Source organism: Chitinibacter sp. FCG-7 (assembly GCF_040047665.1).
GTDB classification, from domain to species: Bacteria; Pseudomonadota; Gammaproteobacteria; order Burkholderiales; family Chitinibacteraceae; genus Chitinibacter; species Chitinibacter mangrovi.
In genome coordinates this window covers 1,166,280-1,186,771 of record NZ_CP157355.1, presented here as the reverse complement: position 1 = coordinate 1,186,771, position 20,492 = coordinate 1,166,280, and the positions used below count along the sequence as shown (strand labels likewise).

The window sequence follows — 20,492 nt, the reverse complement described above, 5'->3', positions numbered from 1 at the left end:
TAGTTTGATTTTCGTTCCCTTTCCGATCAATCACTTAGCGCCTTTGTTGGCTTTTCTTCGTACTCAGGTGTTGACGTGTTTCAGGGGCGTGGGTATAGTTCGGCCTCTCTGCTGATGACGCAGCGAAACGAAGTAGTCGTTTCTCTGGTTGTTCAGCCCGATCTTTAACAAATTACAGCCGATGAGTGTGAGTGCTTGATTCGTAAGTCAAATCAAGTGCTTGCACTCAATTGAAAAGAAAATTGAAAGACAAATTCTTCGGAATTTATCTCGCAGTTTCTTTGAGTATTGAAGTACAAGCCAAGTAGTACATTTAGCTTAGAGATTAAACGAAAGAGTTTGATCCTGGCTCAGATTGAACGCTGGCGGCATGCTTTACACATGCAAGTCGAACGGCAGCACGGACTTCGGTCTGGTGGCGAGTGGCGAACGGGTGAGTAATACATCGGAACGTACCCAGTAATGGGGGATAACTATCCGAAAGGATAGCTAATACCGCATACGCCCTACGGGGGAAAGAGGGGGATCGCAAGACCTCTTGTTATTGGAGCGGCCGATGGCTGATTAGCTAGTTGGTGAGGTAAAGGCTCACCAAGGCGACGATCAGTAGCGGGTCTTAGAGGACGATCCGCCACACTGGAACTGAGACACGGTCCAGACTCCTACGGGAGGCAGCAGTGGGGAATCTTGGACAATGGGCGCAAGCCTGATCCAGCAATGCCGCGTGCGTGAAGAAGGCCTTCGGGTTGTAAAGCGCTTTTGTCAGGGAGCAAATCCTTGTGGCTAATACCCACCGGGGATGAGAGTACCTGAAGAATAAGGACCGGCTAACTACGTGCCAGCAGCCGCGGTAATACGTAGGGTCCAAGCGTTAATCGGAATTACTGGGCGTAAAGCGTGCGCAGGTGGTTTGTTAAGCACGATGTGAAATCCCCGAGCTCAACTTGGGAATTGCATTGTGAACTGGCTAACTAGAGTACGGCAGAGGGGGGTGGAATTCCACGTGTAGCAGTGAAATGCGTAGAGATGTGGAGGAACACCGATGGCGAAGGCAACCCCCTGGGCTGATACTGACACTCATGCACGAAAGCGTGGGGAGCAAACAGGATTAGATACCCTGGTAGTCCACGCCCTAAACGATGTCAACTAGTTGTTGGGCTTTTCGGAGCTTAGTAACGCAGCTAACGCGTGAAGTTGACCGCCTGGGGAGTACGGTCGCAAGACTAAAACTCAAAGGAATTGACGGGGGCCCGCACAAGCGGTGGATGATGTGGATTAATTCGATGCAACGCGAAAAACCTTACCTGGTCTTGACATGTACGGAATCCTTGAGAGATCGAGGAGTGCCTTCGGGAACCGTAACACAGGTGCTGCATGGCTGTCGTCAGCTCGTGTCGTGAGATGTTGGGTTAAGTCCCGCAACGAGCGCAACCCTTGCCACTAGTTGCTACCATTCAGTTGAGCACTTTAGTGGGACTGCCGGTGACAAACCGGAGGAAGGTGGGGATGACGTCAAGTCCTCATGGCCCTTATGACCAGGGCTTCACACGTCATACAATGGTCGGTACAGAGGGTCGCTAACCCGCGAGGGGGTGCCAATCTCACAAAACCGATCGTAGTCCGGATTGCACTCTGCAACTCGAGTGCATGAAGTCGGAATCGCTAGTAATCGCGGATCAGCATGTCGCGGTGAATACGTTCCCGGGCCTTGTACACACCGCCCGTCACACCATGGGAGTGGGTTTCACCAGAAGTAGGTAGGCTAACCGCAAGGAGGCCGCTTACCACGGTGGGATTCATGACTGGGGTGAAGTCGTAACAAGGTAGCCGTAGGGGAACCTGCGGCTGGATCACCTCCTTTCAAGAGAAAGACCTGCGGGTCAAGTACTCACACTCATCGGCTGTAGATTTTGAAGATACAGAGACTGTGCTCAAGGCAACTTGATCACTACTCGGTTGGAAAGCTGGGTCAGTAGCTCAGTCGGTTAGAGCACCGTCTTGATAAGGCGGGGGTCGCTGGTTCGATTCCAGCTTGACCCACCATTGATTCGTCAGTGGAAACAGCTTAGTAATGCCAGATTGGGGGATTAGCTCAGTTGGGAGAGCACCTGCTTTGCAAGCAGGGGGTCGTCGGTTCGATCCCGTCATCCTCCACCAATCAAACTGTGAGGTGTTAGGCGTGAAGAGTAAGGTGTAAAACCTGTTCCAAACTAGCTTAAACGAGATATCACAATTGAAGCAATTAACACCGTTAGTTGTTTGAATTCTGATTTCTTAAATCAGCAGCGATTTAATTGGCTGTATCGTTCTTTAACAAAATAGAAGAAGTAATATCTCCTAATTAAACAATGTAGGAGTGAAGTTGGGTTTGAGGTTTACGCCTCACGCCTTACGCCTCACTCCTTACAGTATGAAATTGGGTTGATTGTATCTGCTGGTCGAAAGACTAGCCGTTGAATAGCCTGAGAAACTATTCAACAAGTCGTAAATACGAAACTCTGACCAAGAGTACGGTAAAACGTGTTTGAGGTTATAGGATCAAGCGAATAAGTGCATCTGGTGGATGCCTTGGCGATGATAGGCGACGAAGGACGTGATAGCCTGCGATAAGCGTGGGGGAGCTGGCAAAGTGCTTTGATCCCACGATTTCCGAATGGGGAAACCCGGCCCTTTTGGGTCATCCTTGACTGAATACATAGGTCATGTGAAGCGAACGCGGTGAACTGAAACATCTAAGTAACCGCAGGAAAAGAAATCAACCGAGATTCCCAAAGTAGTGGCGAGCGAAATGGGAAGAGCCTGTACGTGATAGCAGTCGTGTTAATAGAAGGCAATGGAAAGTGCCGCCATAGTGGGTGATAGCCCCGTATATGAAAACACAATTGTGGTACTAAGCGTACGAGAAGTAGGGCGGGACACGAGAAATCCTGTTTGAAGATGGGGGGACCATCCTCCAAGGCTAAATACTCATCATCGACCGATAGTGAACCAGTACCGTGAGGGAAAGGCGAAAAGAACCCCGGGAGGGGAGTGAAATAGAACCTGAAACCGGATGCATACAAACAGTGGGAGCAGACTTGTTCTGTGACTGCGTACCTTTTGTATAATGGGTCAGCGACTTACGTTCAGTAGCAAGCTTAACCAAATAGGGGAGGCGTAGGGAAACCGAGTCCGAATAGGGCGCACAGTTGCTGGGCGTAGACCCGAAACCAAGTGATCTAGCCATGGCCAGGATGAAGGTGCGGTAACACGCACTGGAGGTCCGAACCCACTGACGTTGCAAAGTCAGGGGATGAGCTGTGGCTAGGGGTGAAAGGCTAAACAAACTTGGAAATAGCTGGTTCTCCTCGAAAACTATTTAGGTAGTGCCTCATGTATCACTGACGGGGGTAAAGCACTGTTATGGCTAGGGGGTCATCGCGACTTACCAAACCATGGCAAACTCTGAATACCGTCAAGTGCGAGCATGGGAGACAGTCCTGGGGTGCTAACGTCCTGGGACAAGAGGGAAACAACCCAGACCGCCGTCTAAGGTCCCAAATGATCAATTAAGTGGAAAACGAGGTGGGAAGGCATAGACAGCCAGGATGTTGGCTTAGAAGCAGCCATCATTTAAAGAAAGCGTAATAGCTCACTGGTCGAGTCGTCCTGCGCGGAAGATGTAACGGGGCTCAAATTGATAACCGAAGACGCGGATATGTACCATGTACATATGGTAGAGGAGCGTTCTGTAAGCCTGTGAAGGTGTCTTGAGAAGGATGCTGGAGGTATCAGAAGTGCGAATGCTGACATGAGTAGCGATAAAGGGGGTGAAAAGCCCCCTCACCGAAAACCCCAGGTTTCCTGCGCAACGTTCATCGGCGCAGGGTGAGTCGGCCCCTAAGGCGAGGCAGAAATGCGTAGTCGATGGGAAACAGGTTAATATTCCTGTACTTGGTATTAGTGCGATGTGGGGACGGAGAAGGTTACCTCAGCCAACGGTTGGAAGAGTTGGTTTAAGTGTGTAGGCGTGTGGCTTAGGCAAATCCGGGCTGCTTTAACGCTGAGGCATGATGACGAGTCTACTTGTAGACGAAGTGAGCGATACCCTGCTTCCAAGAAAAGCCACTAAGCTTCAGCTAATATCGAACCGTACCGCAAACCGACACAGGTGGGTAGGATGAGAATTCTAAGGTGCTTGAGAGAACTCGGGAGAAGGAACTCGGCAAATTGACACCGTAACTTCGGGAGAAGGTGTGCCTCTAGTCAGTGAAGGTGTACAACCGGAGCTAAATGAGGCCGCAGAGAAATGAGGGCTGCGACTGTTTATCAAAAACACAGCACTGTGCTAACACGAAAGTGGATGTATACGGTGTGACGCCTGCCCGGTGCTGGAAGATTAAATGATGGGGTGCAAGCTCTTGATTGAAGTCCCAGTAAACGGCGGCCGTAACTATAACGGTCCTAAGGTAGCGAAATTCCTTGTCGGGTAAGTTCCGACCCGCACGAATGGCGTAACGATGGCCCTACTGTCTCCTCCCGAGACTCAGCGAAGTTGAAGTGTTTGTGAAGATGCAATCTCCCCGCTGCTAGACGGAAAGACCCCGTGAACCTTTACTGTAGCTTTGCATTGGACTTTGAAGTGGTTTGTGTAGGATAGGTGGGAGGCTTTGAAGCTGGAACGCTAGTTTCAGTGGAGCCGTCCTTGAAATACCACCCTGACCCCTTTGAGGTTCTAACCTTGGTCCGTTATCCGGATCGGGGACCGTGCATGGTAGGCAGTTTGACTGGGGCGGTCTCCTCCCAAATTGTAACGGAGGAGCTCGAAGGTCGCCTAGGTACGGTCGGACATCGTACTGATAGTGTAATGGCAAAAGGCGGCTTAACTGCGAGACCGACAAGTCGAGCAGGTGCGAAAGCAGGACATAGTGATCCGGTGGTTCTGAATGGAAGGGCCATCGCTCAACGGATAAAAGGTACTCCGGGGATAACAGGCTGATTCCGCCCAAGAGTTCACATCGACGGCGGAGTTTGGCACCTCGATGTCGGCTCATCACATCCTGGGGCTGTAGCCGGTCCCAAGGGTATGGCTGTTCGCCATTTAAAGTGGTACGTGAGCTGGGTTCAAAACGTCGTGAGACAGTTTGGTCCCTATCTGCAGTGGGCGTTGGAAGTTTGAGGGGGGCTGCTCCTAGTACGAGAGGACCGGAGTGGACTGACCTCTGGTGTACCGGTTGTCACGCCAGTGGCATTGCCGGGTAGCTAAGTCGGGAATAGATAAGCGCTGAAAGCATCTAAGCGCGAAACTAGCCTCAAGATGAGACTTCCCTAGGTCTTTAAGACCTCTAAAGGATCGTTCGAGACCAGGACGTTGATAGGTCGGGTGTGGAAGCGCAGTAATGCGTTAAGCTAACCGATACTAATTGCCCGTGAGGCTTGATCCTATAACCTGAGACGCGTTATGCGATGAAGGTGCAATTGACCCGATTGCGAATTGTTAAATAAAGAGATGAACCGGAAGCATGCGAATGCGACTGATGAAAGATTACTTCTTCTATTGATTTCGAGTGGTTGCAAAGGTGAAAGCCTAAGCAGTCAACTCACCCAGTTTTGTCTGGTGACCATAGCGAGGTGGTCCCACTCCTTCCCATCCCGAACAGGACAGTGAAACGCCTCAGCGCCGATGATAGTGCGGATTGCCCGTGTGAAAGTAGGTCATTGCCAGACTTCCCTAAGAAAGCCAGAAGCCCAGTTCGAAAGAGCTGGGCTTTTTGCTGTCCGCGAGACAGGGGTATATGGTTAAAAGCTAGGTCAGGTCTGAATTGCAGGTGTATACCCCTGCTGTTTGAGCGGATGTGAATTGTTACGAGCGGCGAAACTAAATCTATTTCTGTCATTCTTATAAAAACCAAAGTTACTATTTCTTGGTAGTATTCTTCTTCCGTCTTTGATCCCCATTTAAGGTTTTCCCATGTTTGAGTATGCCAAGCCAAGCTTTGAGCAAAAAATCTGCCCGCCGGAGCAGCTGACTGAGCGCCTAGTTGGGTTGGCGCGGCCTTTGGTGTTTACCAATGGCTGCTTTGATATTCTGCACCGTGGGCATGTCACCTATCTGGCGCAGACGCGCGCTTTGGGTGCAAGCATGGTTGTGGCGCTTAATACTGATGCCTCGGTGCGTCGCTTGGGCAAAGGCGATGATCGGCCGATCAATTCGTTGGCCAATCGGGCTGCGGTTATGGCCAGTTTGGCGTCTGTTGATCTGGTGACTTGGTTTGATGAAGATACACCACTGGAACTCATCAAACTGATTCAACCCGAGGTGCTGGTTAAAGGTGGCGATTGGTCGCTTGAGCACATCGTGGGCAGTAAAGAAGTCTTAGCGCGTGGTGGCTCGGTGCATTCCATCCCATTTTTGTTTGATACTTCAACGACCAAGACATTGCAGTTGATTCGGGGTGAGTGAGGCACGATGCAATTAGACCGACATAATTTGCTGGCGACCCTGGTGCGGGACCTGACCGAATTTGGCTTTCTGCACCCGCAAATACTGATTCAGGCTGTTTTGCTATTGCTGTGCTGGGGAAGTGCCTACTTTCTGGCCAGAAATATTTTGCGGCACCAAAGCATTCAAACCTTGCGCTGGAAAACGGGCGGCGATGGTTTAAAGCGTCTGCTCTTTCCTGGGCTGGCTTTGCTACTGGTGAGTGCCGCCAATCTGGTGCTGCATCTGCTGGAAGGGCAGAATAATTCACTGCTGCGCGTCGCCAATTTGCTGATGTTGGCGATGGTGAATATCCGCATTCTGGTGTACGTGATCCGCCGAGTCTTTGAGGGCGCAGCATGGGTGCAGCAGTGGGAACGTTATATTGCGATCAGCATTTGGTGCGCTTATGTGCTGCATGTACTGGGTATTTTGCCCGAAGTGCTCAGTACGCTGGACGCCATCAGCTTTAATGCTGGCAAGGTGCATATTTCAGTGTTGACGGTGCTGCAGGGCCTGCTCTCTGTGGCGGGTACTTTGCTGGTTGCGATGTGGATTGCCCGCACGCTGGAGCAGCGCCTGATGTCGACCAAAGTCATGGATATGAATGTCAGGGTTGTGCTGGTCAAAGTGATTCATTCGGCGTTGATCGTGGTGGCGATTTTGCTATCACTTTCCATGGTCGGGATTGATTTGACTGTGTTATCGGTATTTGGTGGTGCGCTTGGCGTGGGGCTGGGCTTTGGCTTGCAGAAGATTGCGTCCAATTATGTCTCTGGCTTTATTATTTTGCTTGATCGCTCAATCAAGCTGGGCGATCTGATTTCGGTGGATAATCGCCAGGGTGTCATTAGCGGTTTAACCTCGCGGTATATCGTGTTAAAAGCTGCGGATGGGACGGAGTCTCTGGTGCCTAATGACACCATGATCACGCAGACCGTGGTGAATCAGTCTTACAATGATCGCTCGGTGTGGGTGGGTTTGCCCGTTTCGGTGGCGTATGATTCCGACCTTGAGCTGGTGATGAAAGTGATGGTCTCGGTTACCGAAGGTAATCCCCGTATTCTGCCCCAGCCTGCGCCTGCGGCTTTTGTGACTGCCTTTGCCGATAGCGGCATTAATTTAACGCTGGGTTTCTGGCTGGCAGATCCGGAAAACGGGCAAATGGGTTTGAAGTCGGATTTGAATCTGAAAATCTGGCATGCGTTTAAAGAGCATGCTATCGAAATTCCTTATCCCCGCCGGGATGTAATGCTGCTACCCTCCGATACAGGGCATGTCGCTAAAGAAACTGTATAGCTCGATACCGCACAGAAGTTGGCCTTGAATAGATAGGATGTAATATGGTTTTGGAATGGCTCAATGGCCTCATCGATTTGCCTTGGTGGGCTTATATACTGGTTACCTTGTTATTGACGCACATTACGATTGCTTCGGTAACGATTTTTTTGCACCGCCATCAGGCGCATCGCTCGCTTGATTTGCACCCGCTGGCCAGCCACTTCTTTCGTTTCTGGCTCTGGCTGACCACTGCGCAGGTGACGAAAGAATGGGCTGCCATTCACCGCAAGCATCATGCCAAATGCGAAACGGCAGAAGACCCGCACAGCCCGCAGATTATCGGCATCAAAAAAGTATTTTTTGAAGGCTGGGAGCTGTATCGTGCCGAAGCTGCCAACACTGAAACGCTGCAAAAATACGGTCATGGCACGCCCGACGATTGGCTTGAGCGTCATCTGTACAGCAAACGTGCGCTCTGGGGACCCACTTTGATGGCGCTACTTGATCTCATGCTATTCGGTGTTAATGGCATCTGGATCTGGGCGATTCAAATGTTGTGGATTCCGATTACTGCAGCCGGTGTTATCAATGGCATTGGTCACTACTGGGGTTATCGCAATTTTGAATGTGAAGACGCCTCGACCAATATTGTGCCGTGGGGCATTCTGATCGGTGGGGAAGAGCTGCACAACAATCATCACACCTTCGGCACGTCGGCCAAATTGTCGTATAAATGGTTCGAATTCGATATCGGCTGGCTCTATATCCGGGCTCTGGCTGCTTGTCGTTTGGCCACCGTGCGCAAAATTGCACCGAAGGTGAAGCTGACGCAGGTTCGCCCTGTGCTGGACGAAGCTGCACTGCAGGCGATTATTGCCAACCGCTATGCGATTGCGGCCAATTATGCCCGCACCCTGATGGTGACAGTCTCTGCCGAGCTTGATTCACTGAAAACATCGGCAGCCATGCCCGCGCTCAATATCAATCTGCGCAAAAAAATGAAGACTTGGCTCAAGCAGGACGATAAAGACTTGCCGCTCGCCGAGCAAATGCATTTGCAAGCTCTGCTGGCGCAAAGCGCAGTATTAAAGCAGGTGTATCAGATGCGCCAAGAGCTAACCCGCATTTGGGAGCGCTCCACACTGACGCGAGATGAACTGGTTCTTCAATTGCAAGACTGGTGCGTGCGGGCTGAGGCCAGTGGCATCAAGGCGCTGGCCGATTTCTCGCTTCGCCTGCGTGCGGTGGCGTAAACTGTTTGAATCAAGGCAAGTGCAAGCTTGCCTTTTATTTTGGAGAGACAAAAATGTCATCAATTCAGCGCTACCATGTTGGGCCAAGATTGTGCGAAACCGTGGTGCATAACAATACGGTCTATTTGGCTGGCCAGATTGCCGAAGATCTGACGAAAGACGCTCTGGGGCAAACCGAAGAAGTGTTGGCTTGTATTGATCGCCTGCTGGCCGAGGTGGGCTCGGATAAAAGCAAAATCTTGCAGGTGACTATTTTTCTGAGCGATATGGCCGATTACGATGCAATGAATCAGGCTTGGTCGGGATGGGTGCCGGCGGGACATACACCTGCCCGCGCGACTGTGCAAGCCAAGCTGGCTGATCCGCGTTATCTGGTCGAAATGACGGTCATTGCTGCACTGTAAATACCATCCGGGCTGAGCAAAGCCCATCGTCGCCCGGCCAAGCCGGGCTTTTTTCCAGTTTTAATCTGTTTGAGGTCGGTATGGCGGGTATTTTCTTGGCGTATTTTGCTTCGTGGCAACCCTGCAATCTGGCGCAAATTCCCGCCGAGAAACTCAGCCATTTATGCTATGCCTTTGCTGATGTGCATGAGCATCAGGTTGGTTTAAAACCATCGTTTGCACCTGATCAAGATGCCGATGAATTAGCTCGCCAGCAGGGTATTTTGTCCCAATTGCTGACACTCAAGCAGCGTAATCCGGATTTGAAAATACTGGTTTCGGTCGGTGGCTGGGGTGCTGATGGATTTTCCGATGCGGCGCTCACTGCCCCATCGCGTGAACAGTTTGCCAGCTCTGCCGTGCAGTTTATGCGGGATTATCAGCTCGACGGCATTGATCTGGATTGGGAGTATCCCGGCAACGACATGGCCAGCATTAAAGCCAGGCCAGAAGACCAGCAGAACTTCTCGCTGCTGCTGGAGGCTTTGCGCGTACAGCTGGATGCGCAATCCGAGCGCGATGGGCGCGCATCCAGCGCCCCTTATCAGCTGTGTATTGCGGCTGGCGCTGGTCAATATTATCTGGATAAGGTTGAAATCCGGCGTGTGGCTGCGGCGTGTGACTTTATCAACTTGATGACTTATGACTTCTACAACGGCTGGGCGACGCGTGCGGGCCATCACGCCAATCTATTTAATAGTACCGTCGATTCAGCGGGCGATAGCGCCGCGAAAAGCATAGAGCTGTTTATTAAAGAGGGTGTGCCGCGCGAAAAACTGGTGCTAGGTTGCCCGCTATACGGCCGTTCATTGAAAGGCGTCGCCTCGCCCGGCTTGGGGCAACCCGGATTGGCGGGCAGCAATAGCGCGCCCAGCTTTCGCCAGATTAATGCCGAGCTGCTCCCTTCTGGCCGTTTTATTCGCTATTGGGATGCAGATGCCCAGGTGCCGTACTTATACGATGGTGACGAATTTATCAGTTATGAAGACTGTGAGTCGATTGCGCTGAAAGGGCGCTACGCTAAGGCGCAGAAATTAGCGGGCGTGATGTTCTGGGAGCTGACCGAAGATCACGATAGCCGCTTGCTCGATGCCTTATACGAATCAACTCGTTAGGTATATTCTTCTAGGGCAATTTGCGTCTATCATGCAGCCATATACTTTGCGGGGTATTTATGTCTGAATCTGCTTTGGCTTCGCGCTGCATCGCTTTGCCCTTCGGTTTTGTCCAGCTATGTGCAACAGATACTGCAGTGTGCAGGCTGGACTTTCTCGCCGAAGAAATCGCTTGCCCGTCGACGGCGACCCACGCCTTGCTGGACGAGGCCGAACAGCAGTTGCTGGCGTATGCGCGTAATCCCGCGCATGTGTTTGATTTGCCCTTGCAGCTGGAGGGCACAGCACATCAGCAGAAAGTCTGGCAGCAAATTGCGACTATCGGCACCGGGCAAACCCGGCGTTATGCCGAGATTGCCAGCGCAATTGCTTCCAGCCCGCGCGCGGTTGGCGGCGCGTGTGGTCGCAATCCGGTTCCCATTATTATTCCCTGCCATCGGGTCGTTGCTGCGCAAGGTTTGGGCGGCTTTAACGCCAATCGTAATGGCCTGGACTGGATGCCGATCAAACGCTGGCTGCTGGCGCATGAAGGCGTGATCGAGCGTGCAGCTAGCCAATGAGCGATTTAGCTTTACCGCCTGCAGCGCTGGCGCAATCAGAAGAGGCGCTGATAGATCGTTTTCTAGATGGCATCTGGCTGGGCGATGGTCTGGCGCAAAATACCATCGACAGTTATCGGTGTGATTTGCTGATCTGGGCTGGGTGGCTGCAAAACGAGCGCCAGAAAACACTTTGGCTGGCTGATCGCGATGATGTGCAGGCTTTTCTGGCCCGACAGGCGAGGGACTTAAAGGCCGCGAGTCTGGCGCGGCGGATGGCCAGCTTGCGCAAATTTTATCGCTACTGGATTGCACAGGAAATGCTCTCGCTGGATCCTTGTGCTCAATTGGTTTCGCCCAAACGCGTCCGCCCACTCCCCAAATCCCTGTCCGAGAATAGCATTGAGGCCTTGCTGGACGCGCCCAATCTGGAAGAGGCCGCCGGCGTGCGGGATCGAGCCATGCTCGAATTGATGTACGCCACCGGCTTGCGTGTCACCGAGCTGGTCACGCTGCCGATTGCCCAAGTCTATCTGCGCGAACGCTATCTGCATGTCACCAATGGTAAAGGCGGCAAACAGCGGCTGGTTCCGCTGGGTGAAGTCGCCGCCGACTGGGTGGCCCGCTATGCGCGCGAGGCTCGCCCACTTTTGCTAAACAGCCCGTCTCAGGCATGTTTGTTTGTGAACCAGCGTGGCGAGGCCATGACGCGGCAAGGCTGCTGGTTCATTATCAAGCAATACGCCACGCAAGCGGGCATCGCACCCGAATTGCTCAGCCCGCACGTGCTGCGGCATGCCTTTGCCACGCATTTGCTTAACCACGGCGCGGATTTGCGCGTGGTGCAAACCCTGCTGGGGCATTCGGACATTACCACTACGCAGATTTATACCCAGATTGCCGCTGAGCGTCTGAAAACATTGCATCAGGAGCATCATCCACGCGGTTAAAATTCAGAATTTAATAGGATTCGGGTAAGATCCGTGAGGGTCTGCGAATTGACTATTTCAGGAGAATAAACAATGGACGCATCGCTTCTAACCAAGTATCAAGACATTGCAATGGGGTATGCCGCTGAATTTGGCGTAAAAATTCTGGCGGCGATTGCATTTTGGGTGATTGGCCGCTGGCTGATTGGCGTGGTGGTGCGCTTTGTGCAGGGCGGATTACATCGCCAGAATGTCGACCCTACCGTATTACGTTACGTTGGCTCGGCGGTAACCGTGTTGCTGAATGTGTTGCTGGTGGTGGGTATTCTGGGTTACTTCGGCATCCAGACCACCACGTTCGCCGCCTTGCTCGCCGCTGCGGGTGTGGCTATCGGTATGGCCTGGTCGGGCTTGCTGGCCAATTTTGCCGGCGGCGCATTTCTGATTGTCTTGCGTCCCTTCAAGGTGGGCGACATGATTACCGCTGGTGGTGTGACCGGGGTGGTGCATGAGGTGGGTTTGTTTGCGACCACGGTGCTGACGCCCGACAATATCATTACCGTGGTCGGTAACAACAAAATCTTCAGCGACAATATCCAGAATTACACCTCAACGCCGTACCGCCGGGTTGATCTAAAGGCGCAATTATCAGGCGCTGCCGATGTGCCAGCCGCAATTGCCCAGCTGAAAGAAAATATCGCAAAAATTCCAAATGTGGTGGCCGAACCTGCTGTGGATGTCGAGATCCTCGAGTTCCAGCTGGTCGGTCCAGTGCTGGCTGTTCGGCCGTACTGCCACAATGATCATTACTGGCAAGTGTATTTTGATACCAATCGCGTCATTCTGGAAACGCTAGCGAGCTTTCCTGCGCCGACACCAGCGCAATTTATTACTGTGCAGCAGAAGTAATCCGCACTGCAGATCGAGCCATAAAAAAACCCGCGTGAGCGGGTTTTTTTATATCGCAGCATGGCTATCTGAGTGGGGTATTAGGCTGGGACTGTTTCTTTCTGAGGGATGTCGAGCAATACCTTGCCAGCCTCATCAATATCAATCATCACCTCGCCACCATTGACCAGGCGGCCAAACAGCAGTTCGTCAGCCAGCGCTTTGCGGATGGTATCCTGAATCAGGCGCGCCATTGGGCGAGCACCCATTTGCGGGTCAAATCCGTTTTTGGCCAGATAGTCCTTCAGTGCGCTGCTAAAGTGGGCTTCCACTTTTTTCTCGTGCAATTGCGCTTCAAGCTGCATCAGGAATTTCTCAACCACTTGCAGGATAATCTCGTGCGTGAGTGATGCAAACGGGATGATGGCATCAATCCGGTTGCGGAATTCTGGCGTGAACATGCGTTTGATTTCCTGCATTTCATCGCCAGCTTCTTTTTTTGCGGTAAAACCGATCACCGACTTGTTCAGCATCTCCGCGCCCGCATTGGTCGTCATAATGATCACCACATTGCGAAAATCCGCTTTGCGCCCGTTATTATCGGTCAGCGTACCGTGATCCATCACCTGCAACAGCACGTTATAGATATCGGGGTGCGCTTTCTCGATTTCATCAAGCAAAACTACCGCATACGGATGTTTGTTGATTGCCTCGGTCAACAAACCGCCTTGCTCAAAACCCACATAACCCGGAGGCGCACCGATCAGGCGGCTGACAGCATGGCGCTCCATATACTCGGACATATCGAATCGGATCAATTCAATGCCCATTGTGTAGGCCAACTGCCGCGCCACTTCGGTTTTGCCGACGCCAGTAGGACCGGAGAACAGGAATGAGCCAATTGGCTTTTGCGGATTACCCAAACCAGCCCGCGCCATCTTGATCGACGTGGCCAGCACTTCGATCGCTTTTTCCTGACCGAATACGACGTTTTTCAAATCACGCTCCAGTGTTTTGAGCGTGTTTTTGTCGTCGGTAGATACCGATTTGGGCGGAATGCGCGCGATTTTGGCAATGATGTCTTCGATCTCGCCTTTGCCGATGGTTTTTTTCTGTTTCGAGCGCGGCAGAATTTTTTGTGCAGCGCCTGCCTCGTCGATCACATCAATGGCCTTGTCAGGCAGGTGCCTATCATTGATGAATTTGGCCGATAGCTCAACCGCTGTCGTAATCGCTGCTTGCGTGTATTTCACGCCATGGTGCGCTTCAAATTTGTCCTTCAAGCCTTTCAGAATTTCTACTGTCTGCTCAATGGTAGGCTCGACGATGTCGATTTTCTGGAAGCGGCGAGACAGCGCGTTATCTTTTTCAAAAATGCCACGATACTCGGTGTAGGTGGTTGCACCGATGCATTTGAGCGTGCCGTTGGAAAGCGCAGGCTTAAGCAGGTTGGACGCATCCAGCGTGCCGCCTGAAGCAGCACCTGCACCAACCAGCGTATGAATTTCGTCAATAAACAGAATCGCGTTGCGCTCTTCGGCAAGCTGCTTGATCACCGCTTTAAGACGCTGTTCAAAGTCACCGCGATATTTGGTGCCAGCGAGTAGTGCGCCCATATCGAGCGTGTAAACTGTGGCATCTGAGAGCACGTCAGGCACATCGCCTTCGACGATTTTTCGCGCCAGACCATCGGCAATTGCCGTTTTACCGACGCCAGCTTCGCCCACCAGCAGCGGATTGTTTTTGCGGCGGCGGCACAGCGTTTGAATGACGCGCTCCAGCTCATGATCGCGGCCAATCAGCGGATCAATTTTGCCCGCCAAGGCCTGACTATTCATATTCTGCGTGTAGTTTTCCAGTGCGCCACCCGCGCTGCTTTCCCCTTCGCTTTCTTCCGATTGCTCGTTTTTAGGCGCAGATTGTGAGGAATTGCTCGCGCTTTTACTGATGCCATGCGCAATGAAGTTCACGACATCGAGGCGGGTAATGCCTTGCTGGTGCAGGAAATACACGGCGTGACTGTCTTTTTCGCCAAAAATGGCGACCAGCACATTTGCGCCGGTGACTTCTTTTTTGCCGGAAGACTGAACGTGCAGAATGGCGCGTTGGATCACACGCTGAAATCCAATCGTCGGCTGGGTTTCCACTTCACTGGTGCCCGATACAACGGGGGTGTGTTCAGTGACAAAATCACCCAGTTGACGACGCAATTCGTCCAGATTCGCGCCGCAGGCTTTCATCACTTCAATCGCGGAAGGGTTGTCGAGCAGAGCCAGTAATAAATGCTCCACCGTAATATATTCATGGCGCTTTTGCCGCGCATCCATGAACGCCATATGCAGGCTGACTTCGAGTTCTTGGGCGATCATTTTATTTCACCTCCATGATGCATTGCAGCGGGTGCTGGTGTGAGCGAGCGTGCTGCGTAACGTCGGCCACTTTGGTTGCAGCGATGTCTTTGGGGTAAGTTCCGCAGATGCCGCGACCTTCATGGTGCACTTTAAGCATAATCTGTGTGGCCTGATCCGATCCTAATCCGAAAAACTGCTGCAACACGTCGATGACGAAGTCCATCGGGGTGAAATCATCATTGAGTAATACAACCTGCCACATTGGCGGGGGGGCGGTGCGAACATCTGCGGTTTTTAATTCGGTATCAAATTGGTGCGTAAGTGCCATTGGTTCCACTGCCTACTATGTCTCTTCTATTTTGGCTCCAAGTCGGCTTTTTTCAAGCGTGATAGAGATGACACACTGTGAATTGGTAAAGATTGTTCCACTTGACCGACTTGGTTATTCTCGCGTAAAAAGTAATGCAAGTTTGATGGAAGTATTTCTGTCTAACTAAACCGCGGTATCAGCATACATTTGTTGGCCGACATTTCATGATTGTTTAATTTAGTTTGCAGGATTATTTCAAAATGGCATTAGGTACTGTTAAGTGGTTCAATGATTCTAAAGGTTTTGGCTTCATCACTCCAGACGAAGGTGGCGATGATTTGTTTGCGCACTTCTCTGCGATCAATATGCCTGGCTTCAAGACGCTGAAAGAAGGCCAACGCGTTTCTTTCGAGCTGACACAAGGCCAGAAAGGCATGCAAGCAGGTAATATCCAGACAGCTTAATCCTTAAGCGCTGTGTTTACCCAAAGCCCGCTGTTTGACCTGCGGGTTTTTTTTATTGTCTGTTCAATCAGTATATCGACATGGCGCAGTACTGCTTCAGGTGAGCCGCCGGGCGTGCGCTTTTGCTGGATGATTGACCGCCAACATCGACTGCAGTTCCGGCTCGTCTGAGCGCTGTGCGCATAAAAAAACCCCGCGAAGCGGGGTTTTTGCTGATCAGAGCATTAAATCAAATTACATGCGTTCGATCATTGCTTTACCGAAGGCCGAGCAAGACACTTCTTGCGCGTCGTCCATCAGGCGAGCGAAGTCGTAAGTTACGATCTTGTCTTGGATTGCTTTGCCCATTGATTCGATGATCTTGTCAGCTGCTTCAGTCCAGCCCATGTGGCGCAACATCATTTCAGCAGACAGAATCAATGAACCTGGGTTTACTTTGTCCTGGCCAGCGTATTTCGGTGCTGTACCGTGTGTTGCTTCGAAGCACGCTACGTTGTCAGACAAGTTCGCGCCTGGAGCGATACCGATACCGCCTACTTCTGCTGCCAAGGCATCAGAAATGTAGTCGCCGTTCAGGTTCAATGTTGCGATTACATCGTAATCAGCTGGACGCAACAGAATCTGTTGCAGGAACGCATCAGCGATCACGTCTTTGATCACGATGCCGTTCGGCAATTGCAACCATGGGCCGCCGTCGATCTCAACGCCACCGAATTCGTTCTTGGCCAGCTCGTAGCCCCAAGTGCGGAACATACCTTCGGTGAACTTCATGATGTTACCTTTGTGTACCAAGGTAACGCTCTTACGGTTGTTGTCGATTGCGTATTGAATCGCTTTACGCACCAGACGCTCAGTACCTTCTTTCGATACTGGTTTGATACCGATAGAAGAAGATTCTGGGAAGCGAATCTTGTTCACGCCCATTTCTTTTTGCAGGAATTCGATCACTTTTTTCGCGCCTTCAGAAGTCGCGTCCCACTCGATACCGGCGTAGATGTCTTCAGTGTTTTCACGGAAGATCACCATGTCAACGAGGTCTGGGCGTTTTACTGGCGAAGGAACGCCTTCGAAATAACGCACTGGACGCAAGCAAACATACAGGTCCAAGTTTTGACGCAGTGCTACGTTCAATGAACGAATACCGCCGCCAACTGGTGTAGCCAATGGGCCTTTGATCGATACTACGTATTCTTTCAGTGCGTCGAGGGTTTCTTGTGGCAGGTATGAGCCATCTGCGTACAATTTAGACGCTTTCTCGCCGCAGTAGATTTCCATCCAGTGGATTTTGCGTGCGTCGCCGTAGCATTTTTTCACAGCCGCATCGACAACGTCGATCATTACTGGGGTGATATCCACACCAATACCGTCACCTTCGATAAACGGGATAATTGGATTATCTGGCGTCGCGAGGTTAGGAACGATTTTCGTGCCGCCTTGAGGTACTTTGATCAGACTCATCGTGCTATTTCCTGTGAAATACAGTCATTGAAAACGTCCTGTGAGGCTTTTTGTTTTATTTTTCCAAGCCAAACAGAAAAAACGCACTATTATCACAGGTTTGACGCTTTCCTGCCAAGCCCGTTCGCCATGCCACAGCTTCTCCTGTTGAATAAACCCTACGGTGTGATTTGCCAGTTTACGCCCAGCCCGCCGCATCAATGCCTGGCCGACTATGTGACTATCAAGGATGTTTATGCCGCTGGGCGGCTCGATACCGATTCGGAAGGGTTGTTATTGCTCACTGGTAATGGCACGCTGATTCACCGCATTACTGACCCTAAGCATAAATTGCCGAAGATTTACTGGGTGCAGGTCGAGGGCATTCCGGATGAAGCCGCGCTACAAGCACTGCGCGACGGCGGCTTAGATTTGGGCGATTTTAAAACCCAGCCCGCTGGCGCACGCATTATCGAGCAGCCCGCCATCGTCTGGCCGCGCGTGCCGCCAATCCGTGAGCGTGCAGCTATTCCAACCACATGGCTGGAAATCATTATTTCCGAGGGCAAAAATCGCCAGGTGCGGCGCATGACCGCCAAGGTAGGGTATCCGACGCTACGTCTTATCCGCTATGCGGTAGGTGGCTATACCCTAGATGATATTCCACTTGGGCAATATAAGTTGCTCAATATTGCCGCGCCGGGCGTTGCCAAGCCAGAGCCGGTGAAGGTGGCGCGCCCCAAGCAGCGTGGTCGGCGCGGGCCAAATAAAGTCCGCTAACGCATCGCCTTGCGCACCCTATTGCCCAGTCTGAGCCGCATCAATCTGCTTGATGCGGTAAACTGCTGTTTTTTCAGGTATTCCTGATTTTAATTTCCGTATTTTTGAATAGTTGCCTCTATGCCTTTTGCTGCCCTTGCCTTATCCGATCAACTCGTCCGCGCTACGCAGGATTTGCATTATCAAGACCCGACGCCGATTCAGCAGGCGGCGATTCCAGCCGTGCTGGCGGGCCATGATGTGCTCGCCTGTGCGCAAACCGGCTCGGGCAAAACGGCGGCGTTTGTGTTACCACTGCTGCAAAAATATCAGCAATATCGTGCGCACATCCACGCGCTTGACCCCGATTTACGCCCCAAACACAAACACGTCCGAACGCTGATTCTGGTGCCGACGCGCGAGCTGGCGGTGCAGGTGGCCGAGACGATTCGTGGCCTGAGCAAACGTCTGTCCGAATTACCCAAGCTCGCCTGCGTTTACGGCGGCGTGTCGATTAATCCGCAAATGATGGCTTTGCGTGGCGGTGCCGATATTGTGGTGGCGACGCCGGGGCGGCTGCTCGATCTGCTCGCGCAGAATGCGCTGAAAATCAATGCGGTGCAGCAGCTGGTGCTCGACGAAGCCGACCGGTTGTTTGATCTGGGCTTTAGCGACGAGCTAAACCGCATTCTGGCCTTGCTGCCGCTGGAGCGGCAGAACCTGTTTTTCTCGGCGACTTTTGCGCCTGCGGTGCAGGAGCTGGCCGAGAAACTATTGCGCGACCCGACGCGAATCGAGATCGAAGCTACGCCGGTGGTCGCACCCGACATCTGGCAGCGCGCGATTGAAGTCGATGAAGCCGCGCGGACGATGCTGCTGCGCCATTTGCTTAAACAGCGCGGCTGGCAGCGCGTGCTGGTGTTTGTCGCCACACAATACGCCGCCGAACATGTGGCCAAAAAACTCAAACGTGCCGGGATCAAGGCAGAAGCTTTTCACGGCAGCTTCGAGCAGGGCAAGCGCAGCCAGGTGATTAGCGACATTAAAGCGTCACGCATTCAGGTGGTCGTCGCCACCGATCTGGCCGCGCGCGGCATTGATATCGCCCAGCTGCCCGCCGTGGTGAACTACGATCTGCCGCGCTCCAGTACCGACTACACGCACCGGATTGGCCGTACTGGCCGGGCGGGAGAGCGGGGCGAAGCGGTGAGTTTTGTCAGCGCCGATTTTGCCGCGCATTTCAAAGTGCTGGAAAAACAGCTGGGATTGAAGCTGGAGCGCGAACGCATCGCCGGCTTTGAGCCGAGCGAAATTTTCAGCAGCAAGGCGGTGAGCTTGGTCGCTGATGATCATGGCGGTATCAAGGGCAAACGCAAAAGCAAAAAAGACAAATTGCGTGAAGCCGCCGCGCTGGCTGCCAAGCAAGGTGAGTAGGGGTATTGCTTGCTAGGTCTTTCCAAGGTTGCTGTGTAGCGATATACCTTAGTGGGCTATTTGGAGCTGCGGGCTGTAGCGGGCTTCAATCTGCTTCAGGCTTTGATCTGCGCGCATTTGCGCCAGCGCTTGCGTCAGCCGTTTGATCAGCGGTGATGGCGTGTTCGGGCTGCAGCCCAGATACAGATCAACCTGATTAAAGGCCAGCAAAGGAGTAATCCGTTGCGGGGGAATTTTCATCCGGCGGGCAATTTCCGGCCCGGCGTGCAGGCTGGCCGGGTAGAGGTCAATATGCCCGGCGAGCAGCTTTTTGATATTTTGCTCCTCAGTATTGGCGTAGTCGATTTTAAACCCCAGCTGCTCCAGCCAGACTGCGTTGGCGCCCTGACGCAAATCACCAATCCGCAGCTTGCGTGCGTCGTCCAGCGATTTAAGCTGCAGCTGGCGCTCGCGCAAGCCAAAAAAGACGCCTTGAATCCGCGCAATCGGCCCGATCCAGACGTAGCGCTTTTCACGCTCGGCAATCCGCCCCAGCGTATAGACGCAATGATTGGGCGTGGTCGCCGCAGTTTGCAGCGCCCGCGCCCACGGATAATTGTATTGTTTGGCGCTGATCGCGCTGCGTTTGAGCATTTCGCCGACCACATCGACCGCCATCCCCTCGGGCTTGCCGTGGACAAAGCTATTAAACGGCGGATTGTCGCCCACCAGCAGCGTGAGCTCGCTGGCCTGACTGCTGGTGCTGACGGTAATCAGGCTGGCCAGCAGCAGGCTGCGCAGTGGCCAGCGGGGAAGGCGGCAAAATGTCATGCTAAAACACCCAAGGCTT

Annotated in this window: 15 protein-coding genes, 2 tRNA genes and 3 rRNA genes; 16 read left to right on the top strand and 4 right to left on the bottom strand. The window is 52.4% G+C overall.

Going from position 1 to position 20,492, the window contains the following annotated elements; translation table 11 throughout:
* Positions 1–327: 327 nt before the first annotated feature.
* The 13 genes from ABHF33_RS05445 to ABHF33_RS05385 all read left to right on the top strand — a co-directional run bounded on the left by ABHF33_RS05445 (position 328) and on the right by ABHF33_RS05385 (position 12,929).
* A 16S ribosomal RNA gene (locus tag ABHF33_RS05445) occupies positions 328–1,861 on the top strand.
* Positions 1,862–1,966: 105 nt separating this feature from the next.
* Positions 1,967–2,043 (top strand) — tRNA-Ile (locus tag ABHF33_RS05440).
* A 38-nt stretch (positions 2,044–2,081) separates the two neighbouring features.
* Positions 2,082–2,157 (top strand) — tRNA-Ala (locus tag ABHF33_RS05435).
* 379 nt (positions 2,158–2,536) lie between these two features.
* Positions 2,537–5,423 (top strand): 23S ribosomal RNA (locus ABHF33_RS05430).
* Positions 5,424–5,592: 169 nt separating this feature from the next.
* Positions 5,593–5,706: ribosomal RNA gene (rrf, locus tag ABHF33_RS05425) — 5S ribosomal RNA — on the top strand.
* The 16S, 23S and 5S rRNA genes sit together here with 2 tRNA genes alongside, the layout of an rRNA operon.
* Positions 5,707–5,950: 244 nt before the next feature.
* Positions 5,951–6,442, top strand: coding sequence for a D-glycero-beta-D-manno-heptose 1-phosphate adenylyltransferase (gene rfaE2, locus ABHF33_RS05420; protein WP_348945994.1), 492 nt, complete (start codon positions 5,951–5,953; stop codon positions 6,440–6,442).
* Between the two features lie 6 nt (positions 6,443–6,448).
* A complete protein-coding gene (locus ABHF33_RS05415) occupies positions 6,449–7,759 on the top strand; it encodes a mechanosensitive ion channel family protein (protein WP_348945993.1) in 1,311 nt (436 codons plus the stop codon).
* A gap of 44 nt (positions 7,760–7,803) precedes the next feature.
* Positions 7,804–8,994, top strand: coding sequence for a DesA family fatty acid desaturase (locus tag ABHF33_RS05410; RefSeq protein WP_348945992.1), 1,191 nt, complete (start codon positions 7,804–7,806; stop codon positions 8,992–8,994).
* A 53-nt stretch (positions 8,995–9,047) separates the two neighbouring features.
* Entirely contained in the window at positions 9,048–9,398 is a 351-nt protein-coding gene (locus ABHF33_RS05405) for a RidA family protein (RefSeq protein WP_348945991.1), read from the top strand.
* An 80-nt stretch (positions 9,399–9,478) separates the two neighbouring features.
* Positions 9,479–10,552: a glycoside hydrolase family 18 protein gene (locus ABHF33_RS05400; protein WP_348945990.1), complete on the top strand. Its 1,074-nt coding sequence runs from the start codon at positions 9,479–9,481 to the stop codon at positions 10,550–10,552.
* Positions 10,553–10,611: 59 nt separating this feature from the next.
* The gene (locus tag ABHF33_RS05395; RefSeq protein WP_348945989.1) at positions 10,612–11,112 is read left to right on the top strand and encodes a methylated-DNA--[protein]-cysteine S-methyltransferase; all 501 of its coding nucleotides are present in this window, start codon (positions 10,612–10,614) and stop codon (positions 11,110–11,112) included.
* Positions 11,109–12,041, top strand: coding sequence for a site-specific tyrosine recombinase XerD (gene xerD / locus ABHF33_RS05390; RefSeq protein ID WP_348945988.1), 933 nt, complete (start codon positions 11,109–11,111; stop codon positions 12,039–12,041). Before ABHF33_RS05395 ends, xerD begins: the two co-directional genes overlap by 4 nt.
* 72 nt (positions 12,042–12,113) lie before the next feature.
* Positions 12,114–12,929, top strand: a complete 816-nt coding sequence (locus tag ABHF33_RS05385) for a mechanosensitive ion channel family protein (RefSeq protein WP_348945987.1) — start codon at positions 12,114–12,116, stop codon at positions 12,927–12,929.
* Positions 12,930–13,009: 80 nt separating this feature from the next.
* On the opposite strand, the gene clpA is transcribed toward ABHF33_RS05385, so the two are convergent.
* Together clpA and clpS are read right to left on the bottom strand one after the other, a co-directional pair.
* On the bottom strand, positions 13,010–15,277 hold the full coding sequence (gene clpA / locus ABHF33_RS05380; protein WP_348945986.1) for an ATP-dependent Clp protease ATP-binding subunit ClpA: 2,268 nt from the start codon (positions 15,275–15,277) through the stop codon (positions 13,010–13,012).
* 1 nt (position 15,278) lies between these two features.
* Entirely contained in the window at positions 15,279–15,587 is a 309-nt protein-coding gene (clpS, locus tag ABHF33_RS05375) for an ATP-dependent Clp protease adapter ClpS (protein WP_157669487.1), read from the bottom strand.
* Between the two features lie 242 nt (positions 15,588–15,829).
* Here clpS and ABHF33_RS05370 point away from each other — a divergent pair, with 242 nt between their 5' ends.
* Positions 15,830–16,033 carry a cold-shock protein gene (locus tag ABHF33_RS05370; RefSeq protein WP_157669486.1) on the top strand — a complete coding sequence of 68 codons (204 nt, stop codon included), beginning with the start codon at positions 15,830–15,832 and terminating at the stop codon, positions 16,031–16,033.
* Positions 16,034–16,267: 234 nt separating this feature from the next.
* Here ABHF33_RS05370 and icd read toward each other — a convergent pair whose 3' ends face one another.
* Positions 16,268–17,491, bottom strand: a complete 1,224-nt coding sequence (gene icd, locus ABHF33_RS05365; protein WP_348945985.1) for an NADP-dependent isocitrate dehydrogenase — start codon at positions 17,489–17,491, stop codon at positions 16,268–16,270.
* 129 nt (positions 17,492–17,620) lie between these two features.
* Between icd and ABHF33_RS05360 the strand changes: the two genes are divergently transcribed.
* Together ABHF33_RS05360 and ABHF33_RS05355 are read left to right on the top strand one after the other, a co-directional pair.
* The gene (locus ABHF33_RS05360; protein WP_348945984.1) at positions 17,621–18,250 is read left to right on the top strand and encodes a pseudouridine synthase; all 630 of its coding nucleotides are present in this window, start codon (positions 17,621–17,623) and stop codon (positions 18,248–18,250) included.
* Between the two features lie 120 nt (positions 18,251–18,370).
* Positions 18,371–19,663 (top strand): DEAD/DEAH box helicase, encoded by a 1,293-nt coding sequence (locus ABHF33_RS05355; RefSeq protein WP_348945983.1) that lies wholly within the window; start codon positions 18,371–18,373, stop codon positions 19,661–19,663.
* A gap of 48 nt (positions 19,664–19,711) precedes the next feature.
* Here ABHF33_RS05355 and ABHF33_RS05350 read toward each other — a convergent pair whose 3' ends face one another.
* Positions 19,712–20,473 carry a substrate-binding periplasmic protein gene (locus ABHF33_RS05350; RefSeq protein ID WP_348945982.1) on the bottom strand — a complete coding sequence of 254 codons (762 nt, stop codon included), beginning with the start codon at positions 20,471–20,473 and terminating at the stop codon, positions 19,712–19,714.
* Positions 20,474–20,492 lie beyond the last annotated feature (19 nt).